This is a genomic window from Streptococcus oralis (assembly GCF_016028255.1).
In the GTDB taxonomy this organism is placed as follows: Bacteria; Bacillota; Bacilli; order Lactobacillales; family Streptococcaceae; genus Streptococcus; species Streptococcus oralis_AC.
Window position 1 is genome coordinate 965,614 of the sequence record NZ_CP065707.1, and the last position, 17,787, is coordinate 983,400.

At 40.9% G+C, this 17,787-nt stretch carries 15 protein-coding genes and 1 tRNA gene; 11 read left to right on the forward strand and 5 right to left on the reverse strand.

Translation table 11 applies throughout. The features are described from left to right. Positions 1-82: 82 nt before the first annotated feature. The 5 genes from I6G42_RS04745 to I6G42_RS04765 form a co-directional block, all read right to left on the reverse strand. Positions 83-1,165: a M24 family metallopeptidase gene (locus tag I6G42_RS04745; RefSeq protein WP_038804905.1), complete on the reverse strand. Its 1,083-nt coding sequence runs from the start codon at positions 1,163-1,165 to the stop codon at positions 83-85. A gap of 127 nt (positions 1,166-1,292) precedes the next feature. Then, on the reverse strand, positions 1,293-2,075 hold the full coding sequence (gene gatD, locus I6G42_RS04750; protein WP_038804907.1) for a lipid II isoglutaminyl synthase subunit GatD: 783 nt from the start codon (positions 2,073-2,075) through the stop codon (positions 1,293-1,295). Further along, the gene (gene murT, locus I6G42_RS04755) at positions 2,075-3,418 is read right to left on the reverse strand and encodes a lipid II isoglutaminyl synthase subunit MurT (protein WP_038804908.1); all 1,344 of its coding nucleotides are present in this window, start codon (positions 3,416-3,418) and stop codon (positions 2,075-2,077) included. The genes gatD and murT overlap by 1 nt, the downstream gene beginning before the upstream one ends. A 296-nt stretch (positions 3,419-3,714) precedes the next feature. After that, the gene (locus I6G42_RS04760) at positions 3,715-4,470 is read right to left on the reverse strand and encodes a hypothetical protein (protein WP_038804909.1); all 756 of its coding nucleotides are present in this window, start codon (positions 4,468-4,470) and stop codon (positions 3,715-3,717) included. Between the two features lie 604 nt (positions 4,471-5,074). Then, complete coding sequence (locus I6G42_RS04765; protein ID WP_038804910.1) at positions 5,075-6,391, reverse strand: FAD-containing oxidoreductase; 1,317 nt, start codon at positions 6,389-6,391, stop codon at positions 5,075-5,077. A gap of 347 nt (positions 6,392-6,738) precedes the next feature. Here I6G42_RS04765 and I6G42_RS04770 point away from each other — a divergent pair, with 347 nt between their 5' ends. The 11 genes from I6G42_RS04770 to I6G42_RS04820 all read left to right on the forward strand — a co-directional run bounded on the left by I6G42_RS04770 (position 6,739) and on the right by I6G42_RS04820 (position 17,684). Further along, complete coding sequence (locus I6G42_RS04770; RefSeq protein ID WP_038804912.1) at positions 6,739-8,316, forward strand: DEAD/DEAH box helicase; 1,578 nt, start codon at positions 6,739-6,741, stop codon at positions 8,314-8,316. Positions 8,317-8,596: 280 nt separating this feature from the next. Next, the gene (gene codY / locus I6G42_RS04775) at positions 8,597-9,385 is read left to right on the forward strand and encodes a GTP-sensing pleiotropic transcriptional regulator CodY (protein WP_004246012.1); all 789 of its coding nucleotides are present in this window, start codon (positions 8,597-8,599) and stop codon (positions 9,383-9,385) included. After that, the gene (locus I6G42_RS04780) at positions 9,385-9,960 is read left to right on the forward strand and encodes a cysteine hydrolase family protein (protein ID WP_038804914.1); all 576 of its coding nucleotides are present in this window, start codon (positions 9,385-9,387) and stop codon (positions 9,958-9,960) included. The genes codY and I6G42_RS04780 overlap by 1 nt, the downstream gene beginning before the upstream one ends. A gap of 80 nt (positions 9,961-10,040) precedes the next feature. Next, positions 10,041-10,126 (forward strand) — tRNA-Leu (locus I6G42_RS04785). Between the two features lie 268 nt (positions 10,127-10,394). After that, entirely contained in the window at positions 10,395-11,672 is a 1,278-nt protein-coding gene (locus I6G42_RS04790; protein ID WP_038804915.1) for an ABC transporter permease, read from the forward strand. A 12-nt stretch (positions 11,673-11,684) separates the two neighbouring features. Then, positions 11,685-12,317: an ABC transporter ATP-binding subunit Vex2 gene (vex2, locus tag I6G42_RS04795; protein ID WP_038804916.1), complete on the forward strand. Its 633-nt coding sequence runs from the start codon at positions 11,685-11,687 to the stop codon at positions 12,315-12,317. Positions 12,318-12,602: 285 nt separating this feature from the next. Then, positions 12,603-13,982: an ABC transporter permease subunit Vex3 gene (vex3, locus tag I6G42_RS04800; protein ID WP_000902987.1), complete on the forward strand. Its 1,380-nt coding sequence runs from the start codon at positions 12,603-12,605 to the stop codon at positions 13,980-13,982. 141 nt (positions 13,983-14,123) lie between these two features. Continuing rightward, positions 14,124-14,780, forward strand: a complete 657-nt coding sequence (gene vncR, locus I6G42_RS04805) for a response regulator transcription factor VncR (RefSeq protein WP_038804918.1) — start codon at positions 14,124-14,126, stop codon at positions 14,778-14,780. Then, positions 14,777-16,105, forward strand: coding sequence for a sensor histidine kinase VncS (gene vncS, locus I6G42_RS04810; RefSeq protein WP_038804919.1), 1,329 nt, complete (start codon positions 14,777-14,779; stop codon positions 16,103-16,105). Before vncR ends, vncS begins: the two co-directional genes overlap by 4 nt. Before the next feature lie 139 nt (positions 16,106-16,244). Continuing rightward, on the forward strand, positions 16,245-17,126 hold the full coding sequence (locus I6G42_RS04815; protein WP_001019005.1) for a class II fructose-bisphosphate aldolase: 882 nt from the start codon (positions 16,245-16,247) through the stop codon (positions 17,124-17,126). Positions 17,127-17,291: 165 nt separating this feature from the next. Next, complete coding sequence (locus I6G42_RS04820; protein ID WP_038804920.1) at positions 17,292-17,684, forward strand: hypothetical protein; 393 nt, start codon at positions 17,292-17,294, stop codon at positions 17,682-17,684. Positions 17,685-17,787 lie beyond the last annotated feature (103 nt).

Below are 17,787 nucleotides of genomic sequence, written 5' to 3' on the forward strand. Positions count from 1 at the left end.
AAAAATCAGAAAAACGCATAATATCAGGTGTTGAAAAACCTTGATATTATGCGTTTTATTGTGGGAAGATTTTCAAAGAATATTAATCAAAATAAAGCAAATCTTTGCTGGTGCTTGTAAAGAGGTCAAAGCCATCCTTGGTAACAACACCACAGTCTTCAATACGAACGCCGACTTTACCAGGGATATAGATACCTGGTTCAACAGAGAAGCACATGCCTTCTTCAATGACCATGTCGTTTCCTTCCATGATGGATGGGAATTCGTGGACATCCATACCGATACCGTGACCGAGACGGTGGTTGAAGTACTCACCATAACCAGCTTTTTCAATGACTTCACGGGCAGCGCGGTCCACTTCATGGGCAGTCACACCTGGCTTGATAAAGTCAAGAGCAGCTTGTTGGGCTTCAAGGGTCAAGTTGTAAATATCTTTCTTGAATTGGTCTGGTTTGCCGACAGCGACTGTACGAGTCATATCTGATGCATAGCCATTGACCATAACACCCAGGTCAAAGAGGAGAAGGGCGTCTTTTTCGACCTTGTTTGCACCAGGAATTCCGTGTGGATTTGCAGCGTTATCGCCAGTCAAGACCATGGTATCAAAGCTCATTTCATAGCCTTCACCTTTCATGGCAAAGTCGATTTGGGCAATGATGTCTGTCTCAGTCTTATCAAGAGAAATATTGTCAAAACCAACTTTTACAGCTTTATCAGCATAGAGCCCTGCAACCATCATTTTTTGCACTTCGTCAGCTGATTTGATGAGGCGCATGCGTTGGATGCGAGGAGTGAGGTTTTCAAACTCAGCAGTTTCAAAGACTGTTTTCAAACCATGGTATTTTATCAAGATGAGATTGTCAAACTCAACAGCGACACGTTTGAAGTCAAGCTGAGGCAAAGCGTTTTTGATTTTTTGCCATGGATTTTCAGAATCCACATAACCTACAACTGGGAAGGAAACAGTGTTGGTTGCACGTTCTACTTCAAGGGCTGGGACGAAGAGGAGGGGTTCCTGATCCGCTAGGACAAAGAGGAACATTTGGCGTTCATGGGGATCACTGTAAAAGCCAGTGAGGTAATTAATAGTGACGGGGTCAGATACGACAGCGACGTCTAGTTTTTCTGATTCAAGATATGTTACGATTTGTTGTAATTTAGACATATGCTACCTTCTTTCTACCCCTCTATTTTGGCAAAAAAAGAGAGAAAATGCAAGGGAGAAGGGTAAAAGAAAAGACAAAAAGAACTCCGACAAGATGGCGGAGTTCTTTGGTATAGCTTTCATTTCTTTAAGAAAAGTCTGCCTTGCTTTTCACGTCGCTGTATTCTTCAGCGATTTCTTGGCTGAGGATGTCCTCATAGGCAGGGAGTTGGATATCCTGACCGTATTTTTTCCGGAGGGCAGTAGTGACTAGGCGATAAGCCAGATTTGCATTACGTGAGAGGATAGGTCCGTGGAAGTAGGAACCAAAGACATTCTTATAATGAACCCCTTCGCCGACCTTTTCCTCGTTGTTTCCATTTCCATAGACCACCTGTCCCAGCGGTTTTTGGTCATCTGAGAGGAAGGTACGGCCTTGGTGATTTTCAAATCCATAGTAGGTTTCATTGAATTCGTCATTATGGATCTTGATGTCACCGATAAAGCGGTTATTGGTCTGGTTGAGGGTGTAGTGGCCCATGACACCGAGCCCTTCGATGCGTTTACCTGAAGCTTCAACATAATATTGACCCAATAGTTGAAAACCACCGCAGATAGCGAGAACCACTCCGTCGTTTTGGATGTAGTTGTCAATGCTCTCTTTTTTAGCAGGAAGATCGCCTGCGATGATGCTTTGTTCAAAGTCTTGACCGCCGCCGAAAAAGGCGATATCATAGTGGTTTTCGTCAAAGTCATCATGGAGAGAAACAATATCAACTGTTACATGAGCTCCCAGTTTTTCAGCCACATACTTGAGCATGAGGATGTTTCCATTGTCCCCGTAGGTATTCATGAGGTTTCCGTAGAGGTGGGCAATGTTGAGCTGATAAGGGTAGTTGCCAGCTTTTGAGGAAAGTGAAGTATAAACCATTAGTTCATCTCCTTTCTAACAATCTGACGACTAGCCAGCAGTTCGCGGAATTCAAGCATAGCAGTATAGGTAGCCAGGATATAGGCATGCTTGCAGTCTTGGTTCTCAATGGTCTTGAGAACTTGCTCCAGATTGCTTGTCTCAGTGATTTTATCAGCTGGGTAGCCAGTCACTCGAAGACGGCGTGCGATTTCAGAATGACGAACACCACCAGCATTGATTTCAGGAATGTCCATCTCAGTGATTTGTTCAAAGTCCGCATCCCAGATCCAGCTAGTATCAATTCCATCGGCATAGTTAGCATTAAGGAGGACAGATAGGCTAAATGGATAAGGCGCTAGTTTGATCATCTCGATAGCCTGAGTTGCACCGACTGGATTTTTAATCAAGACAAGGGTGCATTCCTTATCACCGATATGGAAGGTCTCCTGACGTCCAAAGACAGCGCGACTCTTGTCAAATCCTTGCTTGATCCGTTGCGAATCTGCACCGAGGAAACGGGCGATAGCAACTGCAGCTAGAGCATTGTAGATGTTGTAGAGTCCACCGATTTGGATTCCGTATTCTTGGCCGTCAATGACAAAACGAGAGCGATTGTTGGTCAATTCAACCAAGTCTGTCAGACGGTAGTCCAAGTCAGGACGTTTGCAGCCACAATTTTCACAGATATAGGCCCCCAAGTTGGCATAGGTATTGTGCTCATATTTGAGGATGCCTTGACAGTCAGGGCAGAGGATACCTTCGGTATTGTAGTGAGCCAGTTGGGCCGGCCCTTTTTCCAAGTCAAAACCAAAATACTGAACTGGATTTGGAATAGATGGCTTGTAGAAAAGCGGACTGTCACCATTGAGGAGAACTGTAGCCGTAGGCACCTTACGGATGGCATCCAAAATCATCTTATAAGTCGTGTAAATCTCACCATAGCGGTCCATCTGGTCACGGAAAATATTAGTGATGACAAAAAGGCTAGGATGGATATAGTCACAGATACGAGAAAGACTGGCCTCGTCGATTTCTAGGACGGCAATGTTTTTTCCAGTTTTAGAAGATTTGGCAGTCAAGAAGGTTGTCGTAATCCCTGTAATCATATTGGCACCGCTTGGATTGGTCAGAACCTGACCATAAACCTCTTTTAAGATGCCGACAGTGAGGGCAGTTGTCAGGGTTTTTCCATTGGTTCCAGTGACCACGACAATCTCGTAGTTCTTAGCTAGATTTTGTAAAATATCTTTATCAAATTGAAGGGCAAGTTTTCCTGGAAGCGTACTTCCACGGCCAAGACGGCTCAAGATGAAGTGAGAAGAGCGTCCAGCTAGAAGGCCCAAAGTAGTTTTTAATTTCATGTTTCTATTATATCATACTGCGCCCAGCAGTCCAATAACTAAAGTAACCTCTAAGATCAACTAAAGAAGTAACCTTAGAAGTGCTTTTTAGGTTCTGATTAAACCAAACCAATCAAATACAATATCTTTGGATTTGATAACTTTGGCAACTTTAAGAAATAAATCTTTCTTACTCTGAACATAAGAAAGGAGAGGACATCGATTATCCTCTACAGGTTTTAAAATTTCATTAATCCATTATAACTGACAAAGATACCTAACTTTTGGGATTTAGATCATTTTTTGGAAAGTCTCTTTTATAATAAATTACGAATTTTTTCTTTTATAAATGCGTTAAGAGGATAGTGTTTATCAAGATATTCTAGGAGTGCCTGAGCAGATTCAGAAATTCGTTCGTAACCTTGCAAGAAGTGAGGCAATTGTTTGGCCTCATTTGGATAACCTTTTTCAAATCTTCTGTTGCTGTTAAAAATATCTATAAAATCAGATTTAGAAGTTTTTTCCAAATTGATTAGTTCGGTCCAAAGCTTGACGGATCTGTTTTGGATGAAATCATAAGCAGCCAATTTTTCGCCTCGTTGATAGCGACCTAGTCCTATATATAGATTGCATAAAATTTCTCCCAACAGCCATTCACGGTCTCTATTTTCTTTTGATGGCAATCTTTGTGGCTGGCAGATTGTTCCATCAAAACCGACCTCCTTCCAGATAATCTTGCCTTCAGCGAAGGGAATGTTTACTAGTTCATGAGCTTCAAAGACAGCAAATTCACAAAAAACATCATCTTCAAATAGAACTTTATGTCCGTCCACTGTATTTTGGTAGTGAAATGCAATTGGTTCTAGATTACTTAACCAAGTTAGATCCTGTATATAGGCCTGCTTGTAGCCATCTTTTACAATAACAAAAAAATCCAAATCTGAGTATTGATCCAATCGGTCTCTTTCTACTCCGCAAGAACCAAGTGCCAGCAAAGCTAGTGCTTGTCTAGAATCTTTTAGAGACTGACCAATATCATCTAGTCTTTGTAACAGTAATTCTGTTTTATTCATAATCGTTACCTCATTATTTCTTGTTTACAGACATTATATAGTTAATGTTTTCGAAAGTCAATTTCATCCCATACCAAATATATACTAATGTAATATGGGATTTCTTTCGATATTTTTTACAATGATAAAGTTTAAACATTTTGCAGAGTATTGCTCATATTATCAAGAATGAAGAAATTTGAAGTATCCTTTGATTGATTAGAAAGTGATTCTTATCTTTAAAAAGATTAAATGATTTGGAAAATATTTGATAAGAAAAAATATATCGACTTAGCCATCAATTTGCAAACGGTAAAACCTTTCCACAAACGATGAAAATACACATACGACTCGCGCAAAGAGTGGATAATTTACTAATTAGGCATGAAACAATCATTGCAAAATATACTTTTTAAATTACCCATAAAACGATGAGCTGAAGCGAGTTATTCAAAGTCATATGTATTGCTGATATTTGAAAGAGTGATCTGAGACTCAATATATAATTAGGACTGCTAAGTAAAGTTTGGACATTATATCATAAAAGAGGGAAAAGATAGATTTGAGATTTCGCAGAAACAAAAACAGCCCAAATAGGGCTGTTAGCTAACAAATCAGTCTCAACTTAAATCGCAAACAAGTCATTCAAGTTCTCAGCCAAGGTTGGGTGAGTGAAGATTTGTTTTGTGAAGTAAGTGTAAGGAATCTTGTTGTCCATAGCAACAGTGATGATGTTGATGATTTCTTGAGAACCTTCTGAGAAGATGCTTGCTCCAAGAATTTCTTTTGTTTCAGTATTGACAACAGCTTTGAAGGCTCCGCGAAGGTCTCCATTTACGTGACCACGAGGCATGGCAGCAACAGGGATTTCCTTAACGGCGTATGGAAGTTTCAAATTAGCTGCTTGGCTTTCCGTCAAGCCAACTTGAGAAAGAGCTGGTGTGATGAACATGGTGTTTGGTACATTGAGCCGGTCTTCGAGTGTGTAGCTGCCATCTCCAGCAAGGTAACTATAGACAACACGGAAGTCATCAAGTGAAATGTAAGTAAATTGAGGTCCACCGTTGACGTCTCCAACTGCAAAGACACCAGGAACGTTTGTTTGACAATGTTTGTCAACCTTGATAGCACCACGCTCAGTTAGTTCAATATCTGTATTTTCAAGTTGAAGTGGTTCTACATTTGGTTTACGTCCAGTTGCGTAGAGAAGGGCATCGAAACGGTAGGTTTCCTTTTCAGTTACGACAAGGACTTGGTCACCGTCATTTTTAATTTCAGTAGTACGGATGTTTTGAAGCAATTCAATGCCGTCTTCTTCCATGTATTGTTTAGCAAGAGCTGCAATGGAAGGTTCTGCTCGAGGTAGGAAAGTATCCAAGGCATCTAGGACTGTAACTTTGCTTCCAAGTTTGTTGTAAAGGCCAGCAAATTCAAGACCGATATTTCCGCCACCAAGGACTCCAAGTTTTTCAGGCAATTTGTCCATGTTTTGAATACCTGTTGAGTCAAAAACATTCTTACTTGTAGCAAGTCCAGGGATAGGTAAGACGTTAGAAACAGCCCCAGTGTTGATGACGATTGTTTCAGCAGTCAGTTCTTTCTTTTCATCACCAGCTTGGATTTCGATGACTTTATTTGAAAGGAAGTGAGCTTCCGCATCAAAGATATCTACACCTGTACCAGCAACAGTAGCATAGTTTTTGCCGTTGAGGCGACTAGTGATGATATTTTTGGTAGCAATAACCTCTTCAAAAGACAAGTTTTTCTCAGCAGCAACTAGCAAAGTCTTAGTTGGGATACAACCAATGTTGATACAGGTTCCACCGTACATAGCTTTGCTACGTTCAACCAGGGCAACTTTTTTGCCAGCTGAAGCTAATTTACCAGCTAGTGTTTTCCCAGCTTTACCAAATCCAATAACGATTAAATCATATGTTAACATTTATAGTCCTCCTATTCGATTTTCATTCTAGCATAAGAAAACACTTTTTGCACAAATCTGCTACGGGAAATGAAGTGAGCTTGAAATGCTCCCTTCAAATTCTTTGATAAACAAGTTTCAGGCCACTTTACTGTTAGAAAATCGTTTACATGATTTTCCTAAAGGATTCTACTATCTTTTGCTTCTCTCTTGTGTTATACTAGATAGGTTGCAAAGAACTAGTACTTTTCTTTCGTGGAAAAGAAGCAACACGGTATCTCATTTTTGTAGAAGATACGTCATGAAAAGAAAAGTATATACTACGCGCTATAGGATGGCTTCGCACCATCTTTAGAAAGAAGAAAAACGTGAAATTTAATGAATTTAACTTGTCTGCTGATTTGCTAGCAGAGATTGAAAAAGCTGGATTTGTAGAAGCCAGTCCCATCCAAGAACAGACGATTCCCTTGGCTCTCGAAGGAAAAGACGTTATCGGTCAAGCCCAGACTGGTACAGGGAAAACCGCAGCCTTTGGCTTGCCAACTCTTGAAAAAATCCGGACAGAAGAAGCGACCATCCAAGCCTTGGTCATCGCTCCAACTCGTGAACTCGCTGTCCAAAGTCAAGAAGAACTCTTCCGCTTTGGCCGTAGCAAAGGAGTGAAAGTTCGCTCAGTTTACGGTGGTTCCAGCATTGAAAAACAAATCAAAGCTCTTAAATCTGGTGCTCACATCGTGGTAGGAACACCAGGCCGTCTCTTGGATTTGATTAAACGCAAGGCCTTGAAATTACAAGATATTGAAACTCTTATCCTTGACGAAGCGGATGAAATGCTCAACATGGGCTTCCTTGAAGACATCGAAGCCATCATTTCCCGTGTCCCTGAGAATCGTCAAACTTTGCTCTTTTCAGCAACCATGCCAGATGCTATCAAACGTATTGGTGTTCAATTTATGAAAGACCCTGAGCATGTGAAGATTGCTGCCAAGGAATTGACAACAGAGCTGGTTGACCAATACTATATCCGTGTCAAGGAACAAGAGAAATTTGATACCATGACGCGTCTTATGGATGTGGAACAACCAGAACTTGCTATTGTATTTGGTCGTACTAAACGCCGTGTAGATGAATTGACTCGTGGTCTTAAAATCCGTGGCTTCCGTGTTGAAGGAATTCATGGCGACTTAGACCAAAACAAACGTCTTCGTGTCCTTCGTGATTTTAAAAATGGCAATCTTGATGTTCTAGTTGCAACAGACGTGGCAGCGCGTGGTTTGGATATCTCAGGTGTGACCCATGTCTACAACTACGATATTCCACAAGATCCTGAAAGTTATGTTCACCGTATCGGTCGTACAGGTCGTGCTGGTAAGTCAGGTCAGTCTATTACTTTCGTAGCACCAAATGAAATGGGCTACCTTCAAATCATCGAAAACTTGACTAAGAAACGCATGAAAGGCTTGAAACCAGCGACAGCAGAAGAAGCCTTCCAAGCTAAGAAACAAGTAGCGCTCAAGAAAATCGAACGAGATTTTGCGGATGAAACTATTCGTGGGAACTTTGAGAAATTTGCTAAAGATGCTCGTAAGTTAGCAGCAGAATTTAGTCCAGAAGAATTGGCTATGTATATCTTGAGTCTGACAGTCCAAGATCCAGACAGCCTTCCTGAAGTGGAGATTGCGCGTGAAAAACCACTGCCATTTAAACCGTCAGGTAATGGCTTTGGTGGTAAAGGTAAGGGAGGTCGAGGAGGCCGTCGTGGAGACGACCGTCGAGACCGTGATCGCCGTGGCAATGGTCGTCGTGATGAGTTCAAGAAAGGTAGTCGTGGAAACGACCGTTTTGATAAAGACAAACGTTACCGTAATAAAGACAATAAAAAACCTCGCAACACTTCAAGTGAAAAGAAAACAGGCTTTGTTATTCGTAACAAGGGCGATAAATAAGAAAAAGCGGTTCAAAATGAATCGCTTTTTTATATAAGGAGACCGATAGTAAAAGAAGATGTATAAAAGTAAAGGAAAGGTGAGATGGGAAGGGGAACTTTAATCCATCTTCTTATAATATTATTATATAAAAATCGAAACAGAATGTCAATAAAAAATTGCTATTTTTATAAAATATTTTTGCTTTTAAAAATTGCAATTCAATAAGCAATTTTCAGATAATTATTGAAATAAAGACTTTTCTATGTTATAATGGAAGCGATTATATGCGAGGTAAAAAATGGCACATTTATTAGAAAAAACAAGAAAAATTACATCAATTTTAAAACGCTCAGAAGAGCAAATGCAGGATGAACTTCCATACAATGCCATTACACGTCAACTAGCAGACATTATTGATTGCAATGCCTGTATTGTCAATAGCAAGGGCCGTCTTTTGGGCTACTTTATGCGCTATAAAACTAATACAGACCGTGTAGAGCAGTTTTTCCAAACCAAGACGTTCCCAGATGACTATGTACAAGGGGCAAACATGATCTATGATACAGAAGCCAATCTTCCTGTTGAACATGATTTGACCATTTTTCCTGTAGAGAGCCGTGCGGATTTTCCAGATGGTTTGACAACCATTGCTCCCATTCATGTATCAGGGATTCGCCTAGGTTCCTTGATCATTTGGCGCAATGATAAGAAATTTGAAGATGAGGATTTGATTCTTGTTGAGATTGCGAGCACGGTTGTGGGGATTCAACTCTTGAACTTCCAACGTGAAGAAGATGAGAAAAATATCCGTCGTCGTACGGCTGTCACCATGGCAGTTAATACCCTTTCCTACTCAGAACTTCGTGCTGTTTCAGCTATTTTATCTGAGCTAAATGGAAATGAAGGACAATTAACTGCATCGGTCATTGCAGATCGTATCGGTATCACGCGCTCAGTGATCGTCAATGCTCTCCGTAAGCTAGAGTCGGCAGGAATTATTGAAAGCCGTTCACTAGGAATGAAGGGAACCTATCTCAAAGTATTGATTTCAGATATCTTTGAGGAAGTGAAAAAGAGGGACTACTAATGACAAAGGCTTTAATCTCGATTGACTATACAGAGGATTTTGTAGCAGATCATGGAAAATTGACAGCAGGTGCTCCTGCTCAAGCCATATCAGAGGCGATTGCTCAGGTGACCAGACTGGCTTTTGATCGTGGAGACTATGTTTTCTTCACCATTGATGCTCATGAGGAAGGGGATGATTTTCATCCTGAGAGTAAACTTTTCCCACCTCACAACATCATTGGAACTAGTGGTCGCAACTTGTATGGAAAACTAGCAGATTTTTACCAAGTCCATGCTTCTGATAGTCGTGTTTTTTGGATGGATAAGCGTCACTATTCAGCATTTTCAGGAACGGATTTAGATATCCGCTTGCGAGAACGTCGAGTTGATACAGTCATCTTAACTGGTGTTTTGACAGATATTTGTGTTCTCCATACGGCTATTGATGCTTATAATTTAGGTTATCAAATCGAGGTTGTCAAGCCTGCGGTTGCCTCCATCTGGCCAGAAAATCATCAGTTTGCTCTTGGACATTTTAAGAACACTTTGGGAGCCAAATTACTGGATGAAAATCTTGATGAAATTAAAGAATGATTCCCTTGGAAAAATGAAAAAAATCTGAAAAAAGTGTTGACAAAGATTTTGAAAGTTGATATACTAGTAAAGTAATCGACGCGGGGATGGCGGAATTGGCAGACGCGCAGGACTAAGGATCCTGTGACCGCTTTAGGTCGTGAGGGTTCAAGTCCCTCTCTCCGCATAGGATAAGAGTTAGCTTTGGCTAGCTCTTTTTGTTTTTAAAAAGAAGGCTAGAGGACGCATTTTGGATATCGGAAGGTATTGGGCATCAAGAACTATCATTTATGGCATGGAGTCGATTTTTGATTGGTAAAACGTGTTCTATATGAAGAAAGTTAGCGCTCGCTAGCTTTTTTATTTTTTCAAAAAATAAATCAAAAAATTTTTTCGATTTCATAAATATTTCATATTTGGATTTTATAATAGTCTTACAAACATGGAGGTGACAAATGAATCCAATCCAAAGAGCTTGGGCTTATGTCAGCAGAAAACGACTGAGAAGTTTTATTTTATTTCTGATTTTATTGGTCCTTTTGGCAGGAATTTCAGCCTGTTTGACTCTGATGAAGTCCAACAAAACAGTAGAAAGCAATCTTTACAAATCACTCAATACTTCTTTTTCTATCAAAAAGATAGAAAATGGACAGACCTTCAAATTGTCTGACCTAGCATCCGTGAGCAAGATTAAGGGACTGGAAAATGTCTCTCCTGAACTCGAAACGGTCGCAAAACTGAAAGACAAGGAAGCAGTGAGTGGTGAGCAGAGCGTTGAACGTGATGATTTGTCAGCTGCGGACAAGAACTTGGTTAGCTTAACGGCTCTTGAGGATTCATCCAAGGATGTTACCTTTACCAGTTCGGCTTTCAATCTAAAAGAAGGGCGACACCTTCAAAAAGGAGATTCCAAGAAAATCCTCATTCACGAAGAGTTGGCTAAGAAGAACGGTCTTTCGCTTCATGACAAGATTCGCTTGGACGCTGGCCAGTCTGAATCTGGAAAAGGGCAAATAGTAGAGTTTGAGATTGTCGGAATCTTTTCTGGTAAAAAACAAGAAAAGTTCACAGGCTTGTCTTCCGACTTCAGTGAAAACCAGGTCTTTACAGACTATGAAAGTAGCCAAACTCTTTTGGGAAATAGTGAACCGCAAGTCAGTGCAGCTCGCTTCTATGTAGAAAATCCTAAGGAAATGGATGGACTCATGAAGCAGGTGGAAAACTTGGCCTTGGAAAGTCAAGGCTACCAAGTCGAGAAGGAAAACAAGGCCTTTGAACAAATCAAAGACTCAGTTGCAACCTTCCAAACTTTCCTCACCATCTTCCTTTATGGGATGTTGATAGCTGGAGCTGGAGCCTTAATTTTGGTCTTGTCCCTCTGGTTAAGAGAAAGGGTCTACGAAGTGGGGATTTTACTCGCACTTGGAAAAAGCAAGATCTCAATCTTCCTACAATTCTGTTTAGAGGTAGTTTTGGTATCTCTCGGAGCTTTGCTTCCAGCATTTGTTGCAGGAAACGCCATCACATCCTATCTGCTACAAACCGTACTAGCAAGCGGAGATCAGGCAACCTTACAAGACACGCTGGCCAAAGCAAGCGGTCTATCAACTAGTCTCCTATCCTTTGCAGAATCCTATGTTTTTCTGCTCCTGATTAGTTGCTTGTCTGTAGCCCTTTGTTTCGTATTCTTGTTTAGAAAATCGCCAAAAGAAATTTTATCATCTATTAGTTAAGAAGGAGAAATCATGACTTTATTACAATTGCAAGATGTTACCTACCGTTATAAGAACACTGCTGAAGCAGTTCTATATCAGATCAAGTATAATTTTGAACCCGGAAAATTTTATAGTATTATTGGTGAGTCAGGAGCAGGAAAATCCACTCTCTTGTCCCTACTGGCTGGTTTAGATAGTCCTGTTGAAGGTTCTATCCTTTTCCAAGGAGAGGACATTCGTGACAAGGGATATTCTTACCATCGCATGCACCATATTTCCCTGGTCTTTCAAAATTATAATTTGATTGATTACCTTTCTCCGCTGGAAAATATCCGCTTGGTCAACAAAAAGGCGACTAAGGATACACTTCTTGAGCTTGGTTTGGATGAAAGTCAGATCAAGCGGAACGTTCTCCAGTTATCAGGTGGGCAACAGCAACGTGTAGCCATCGCTCGCAGTTTGGTATCAGAAGCTCCAGTTATTCTAGCTGATGAGCCAACAGGAAATCTGGACCCTAAAACTGCCGGAGATATTATCGAACTGCTCAAGTCACTTGCCGAGAAAACAGGTAAATGTGTGATTGTCGTCACCCACAGTAAAGAAGTGGCACAAGCGTCAGATATTACACTTGAATTGAAGGATAAGAAACTGACTGAAATATAGAATCTAGTTATTAAACTTTAAAATAGTATTAGTTGGTAACTATATACGTGTAAAGTAATAATAAACAAAGTGAGTCTTTAACAACTATTTCCCGCAGTAGTGATAGCCTAGATAATAACAAAGTTATTATCTAGGCCGGAATTTTTGAGACATATGGCTCAAAAATTAGGGATGAAATTCCTACAGGAAGTTGCTCCCGTCCGCACAATCTAAGGGAAATAGTAAAAAAATAATTTATATAAGTTATAAGACATTGAAATAGAACAAAATCTAGAAAGGGAACCTATGTTACACAACGCATTTGCCTATGTTACAAGGAAGTTTTTCAAATCGATTGTTATCTTCCTGATTATTCTCCTCATGGCGAGCTTGAGTTTGGTCGGCTTGTCAATCAAAGGGGCTACTGCCAAGGCTTCTCAGGAGACCTTTAAAAATATCACCAATAGCTTCTCCATGCAAATCAATCGTCGCGTCAATCAAGGAACGCCACGTGGTGCTGGGAATATTAAGGGTGAGGATATCAAAAAAATCACCGAAAATAAGGCCATCGAGTCTTATGTTAAACGCATCAACGCTATCGGAGATTTGACTGGATACGACCTCATCGAAACGCCAGAAACCAAGAAAAATCTCACTGCAGACCGTGCCAAACGGTTTGGAAGCAGCTTGATGATTACAGGTGTCAATGACTCCTCTAAAGAAGATAAGTTTGTCTCTGGTTCATATAAGCTTGTTGAAGGTGAGCACCTAACCAACGACGACAAAGACAAGATCCTCATGCACAAGGACTTGGCAGCTAAACACGGCTGGAAAGTCGGAGATAAGGTCAAACTAGACTCCAATATCTACGATGCAGACAATGAAAAAGGGGCCAAGGAAACAGTTGAAGTGACAATTAAGGGACTCTTTGATGGCCACAATAAGTCAGCAGTAACCTACTCACAAGAACTCTATGAAAATACAGCTATCACAGACATTCACACTGCTGCAAAACTTTATGGATACACAGAAGATACAGCTATTTATGGGGACGCAACCTTCTTTGTAACAGCGGACAAGAACTTGGATGATGTTATGAAAGAGTTGAATGGTATCAGTGGCATCAACTGGAAGAGCTACACACTTGTGAAGAGCTCCTCTAACTACCCAGCTCTAGAGCAATCCATCTCTGGTATGTACAAGATGGCCAACCTCCTCTTCTGGGGTAGCTTGAGCTTCTCAGTTCTTCTCCTTGCACTCTTGCTTAGTCTTTGGATCAATGCTCGTCGCAAGGAAGTGGGAATTCTCCTCTCTATCGGTCTCAAGCAGGCAAGTATCTTGGGACAATTCATCACCGAATCTATCCTGATTGCCATCCCTGCTCTCGTTTCTGCTTACTTCCTAGCCAACTACACAGCTCGTGCCATCGGAAATACTGTTCTTGCCAATGTCACTTCAGGTGTTGCCAAGCAAGCCAGCAAGGCTGCTCAAGCCTCTAACCTTGGTGGTGGTGCAGAAGTAGACGGCTTTAGTAAGACCTTGTCGAGCCTAGATATTTCCATTCAGACATCAGACTTTATCATCGTCTTTGTCCTAGCCTTGGTTCTAGTGGTTCTCGTTATGGCGCTTGCCTCAAGCAATCTCCTCAGAAAACAACCAAAAGAGCTCTTGCTCGATAGCGAATAAAAAACTTGCTACCTATTCTTCCCTAAATGGGGTATAATATAGGTAGCATTTTTATCTATTTCATCTTGATAAGGACTCTTCCTATCAGGATAAAACAGAGATGATTTACAAGAAATTTAAAGGAATGTGAAACGTTTTTCTATGAAAATTTTAATTGTAGAAGATGAAGAGATGATCCGTGAGGGAATCAGTGACTATTTGACGGATTGTGGTTATGAAACCATTGAAGCAGCAGACGGTCAAGAAGCTCTGGAAAAATTTTCCAGCTATGAAGTTGCTCTAGTACTGCTGGATATCCAGATGCCCAAGCTTAATGGTCTAGAAGTACTAGCTGAGATTCGTAAAAGCAGTCAGGTTCCTGTCTTGATGCTGACCGCCTTTCAGGATGAAGAATACAAGATGAGTGCCTTTGCTTCGCTAGCAGATGGTTATCTGGAAAAACCCTTTTCCCTCTCCCTTTTAAAAGTAAGGGTGGACGCGATTTTCAAGCGATACTACGATACGGGACGAATCTTCTCTTATAAGGATACCAAGGTGGACTTTGAGAGTTACAGTGCAAGCCTCGCGGGAGAAGAAGTGGCTATCAATGCCAAAGAGTTGGAAATTCTGGACTATCTGGTGAAAAATGAAGGCCGGGCCTTGACTCGTTCTCAGATAATTGATGCGGTCTGGAAGGTGACAGATGAGGTTCCCTTTGACCGTGTCATTGATGTCTATATCAAGGAATTACGGAAAAAGCTAGACTTGGATTGTATCCTCACTGTGCGCAATGTTGGTTATAAATTGGAGAGAAAATGAAACGAACAGGTTTATTTACAAAGATCTTTATCTATACCTTCTCGATTTTTAGTGTTCTGGTTATTTGTCTTCATTTAGCCATTTATTTTCTCTTTCCCTCGACTTATCTGAGTCATCGTCAGGAAACCATTGGCCAGAAAGCGACAGCCATTTCCCAATCCCTAGAAGGAAAGGATAGGCAAAGTATCGAGCAAGTCTTAGACTTGTATTCCCAGACTAGTGATATCAAAGGAGCTGTCAAGGGAGAGATGACCGAGGACAAGTTAGAAGTCAAGGACAATCTTCCTCTGGATACGGACCGTCAAACTACTTCCCTCTTTATCGAGGAGCGTGAGGTGAAAACGCAAGATGGTAGCACTATGACTCTCCAATTTCTAGCGTCCATGGATTTGCAAAAGGAAGCAGAGCAGATTAGTCTCCAATTTCTTCCTTATACCTTGCTGGCATCCTTTCTGATTTCTCTCTTGGTGGCTTACATCTACGCTCGGACCATTGTTGCACCGATTTTGGAAATCAAGCGGGTGACCCGTCGAATGATGGATTTGGATGCCCAAGTACGATTGCGCGTGGATTCTAAGGATGAGATAGGTGATCTCAAGGAACAAATCAATAGCCTCTACCAGCATCTCTTGACTGTCATTGCGGACTTGCATGAGAAGAATGAAGCTATTCTCCAGCTGGAGAAGATGAAGGTTGAGTTTCTTCGAGGGGCTTCTCATGAACTGAAAACACCTCTGGCTAGTTTGAAAATCCTAATCGAAAATATGAAAGAAAATATCGGTCGTTATAAGGATAGAGACCACTATCTTGGAGTTGCCTTGGGGATTGTGGACGACCTCAGTCACCACGTTCTCCAGATATTGTCTCTTTCTTCTGTACAGGAATTGCGAGAGGAGAAAGAAGAGGTTGACCTCCTTCAGATGACACAAAGTCTAGTCAAGGATTATGCTTTGCTCGCCAAGGAGGAAGAACTTCAGATAGACAATCGCTTGACCCATCAGCAGGCTTACATAAACCCATCTGTCATGAAACTAATCCTATCGAATCTCATCAGTAATGCTATCAAGCACTCCACTCTAGGCGGCTTGGTTCGTATCGGGGAGAAAGAAGGGGAACTCTTTATCGAAAATAGCTGTAGTCCTGAAGAACAAGAAAAATTGGCCCAGTCTTTTTCTGAAAATGCCAGTCGCAAGGCCAAGGGTTCGGGGATGGGACTCTTTGTGGTCAAAAGTTTATTAGAACATGAGAAATTACCTTATCATTTTGAGATGCAAGATGATCGCTTGATCTTTTTCATACGTTATCCTAAAGTCGTGCAAGACTAAGGGAAAGAAAGGGTTTACATTGATTGGGCTAGAAGAAATTCAATCTAAAGTATGGGAAAAACTAGCTTTTTTTATCAAAAAGTGATAAAATGAACAATGTAAATGGGATGTCCCAAAAAATATATAGGAGGCCTGACAAATGGCAATCGTTTCAGCAGAAAAATTTGTCCAAGCAGCTCGTGACAACGGTTATGCAGTTGGTGGATTTAACACAAACAACCTTGAGTGGACTCAAGCTATCTTGCGCGCAGCAGAAGCTAAAAAAGCTCCAGTTTTGATCCAAACTTCAATGGGTGCTGCTAAATACATGGGTGGTTACAAAGTTGCTCGCAACTTGATCGCTAACCTTGTTGAATCAATGGGTATCACTGTACCAGTAGCTATCCACCTTGACCACGGTCACTACGAAGATGCACTTGAGTGTATTCAAGTTGGTTATACTTCAGTTATGTTTGACGGTTCACACCTTCCAGTTGAAGAAAACCTTGAAAAAGCTCGTAAAGTTGTAGAATTTGCTCACGCAAATGGTGTGTCAGTAGAAGCTGAAGTTGGAACTATCGGTGGTGAAGAAGACGGAATCATCGGTGATGGTGAATTGGCTCCAATCGAAGATGCTAAAGCAATGGTTGCAACTGGTATCGACTTCTTGGCAGCTGGTATCGGTAACATCCATGGTCCATACCCTGCAAACTGGAAAGGTCTTCACCTTGACCACTTGCAAAAATTGACTGAAGCTGTACCAGGATTCCCAATCGTATTGCACGGTGGTTCAGGTATTCCTGATGACCAAATCCAAGCAGCTATCAAACTTGGTGTTGCAAAAGTTAACGTTAACACTGAATGCCAAATCGCATTCGCTAACGCAACTCGTAAATTTGCTCGTGACTACGAAGCAAACGAAGCAGAATACGACAAGAAAAAACTCTTCGACCCACGTAAATTCTTGGCTGACGGTGTAAAAGCTATCCAAGCATCAGTTGAAGAACGTATCGACGTATTCGGTTCAGAAGGTAAAGCTTAATCTAGCTGAACAATACAAAACAGAAACCTGCCCATGAGGGTGGGTTTTTTGTGTGGTGGAAATAAATTATTTTTCAAGTTTAGGAGGTGGAATTTAATTTGATTCTAAGAAATTTTTTAATTTATGATAAAATAATATCAGGCTTTCAAAGAGAGGAGGAGAGTCATGAGTTCAGCAGATTTTATCTTTTTAGATGGTTATGAAAATGCAGAATTTGATATCCAAGCATTTTGTGCTTCGCTGAGAGATAGGTATTCAGGTGTGATTATAAGGGAAGAAAACGATCATGAAAAAGCCTATCGTCTTTTATGGGATTACCAAAGTCCCGAGGTCTCAGTTGAGGGTGCTTTGAATCGAAAAAATGATGTCTTCGTTATAAACTACTTTGATTCAAAAAATCGGTTACAAGATTATGCCGCCTATATCCTCTGGCTTCGGGAATGGTTTCCATCAGATCAGAAGGTTCTCTTTTGTGATGAGGGCTACACGAAGATATTTCCTCTTCCTCACGACATATCTACAAAGGAGATTGAAATGAAACTTCATAATGAAGGATAAAAAAGTGAATCGAATAGATTCATTATTGAATTTCAAAGTATCAGAAGGAATCATTTGAGGCGACAAAGGTCACCTGTTTGTGTACTGTTGAAGTTGATTAAAG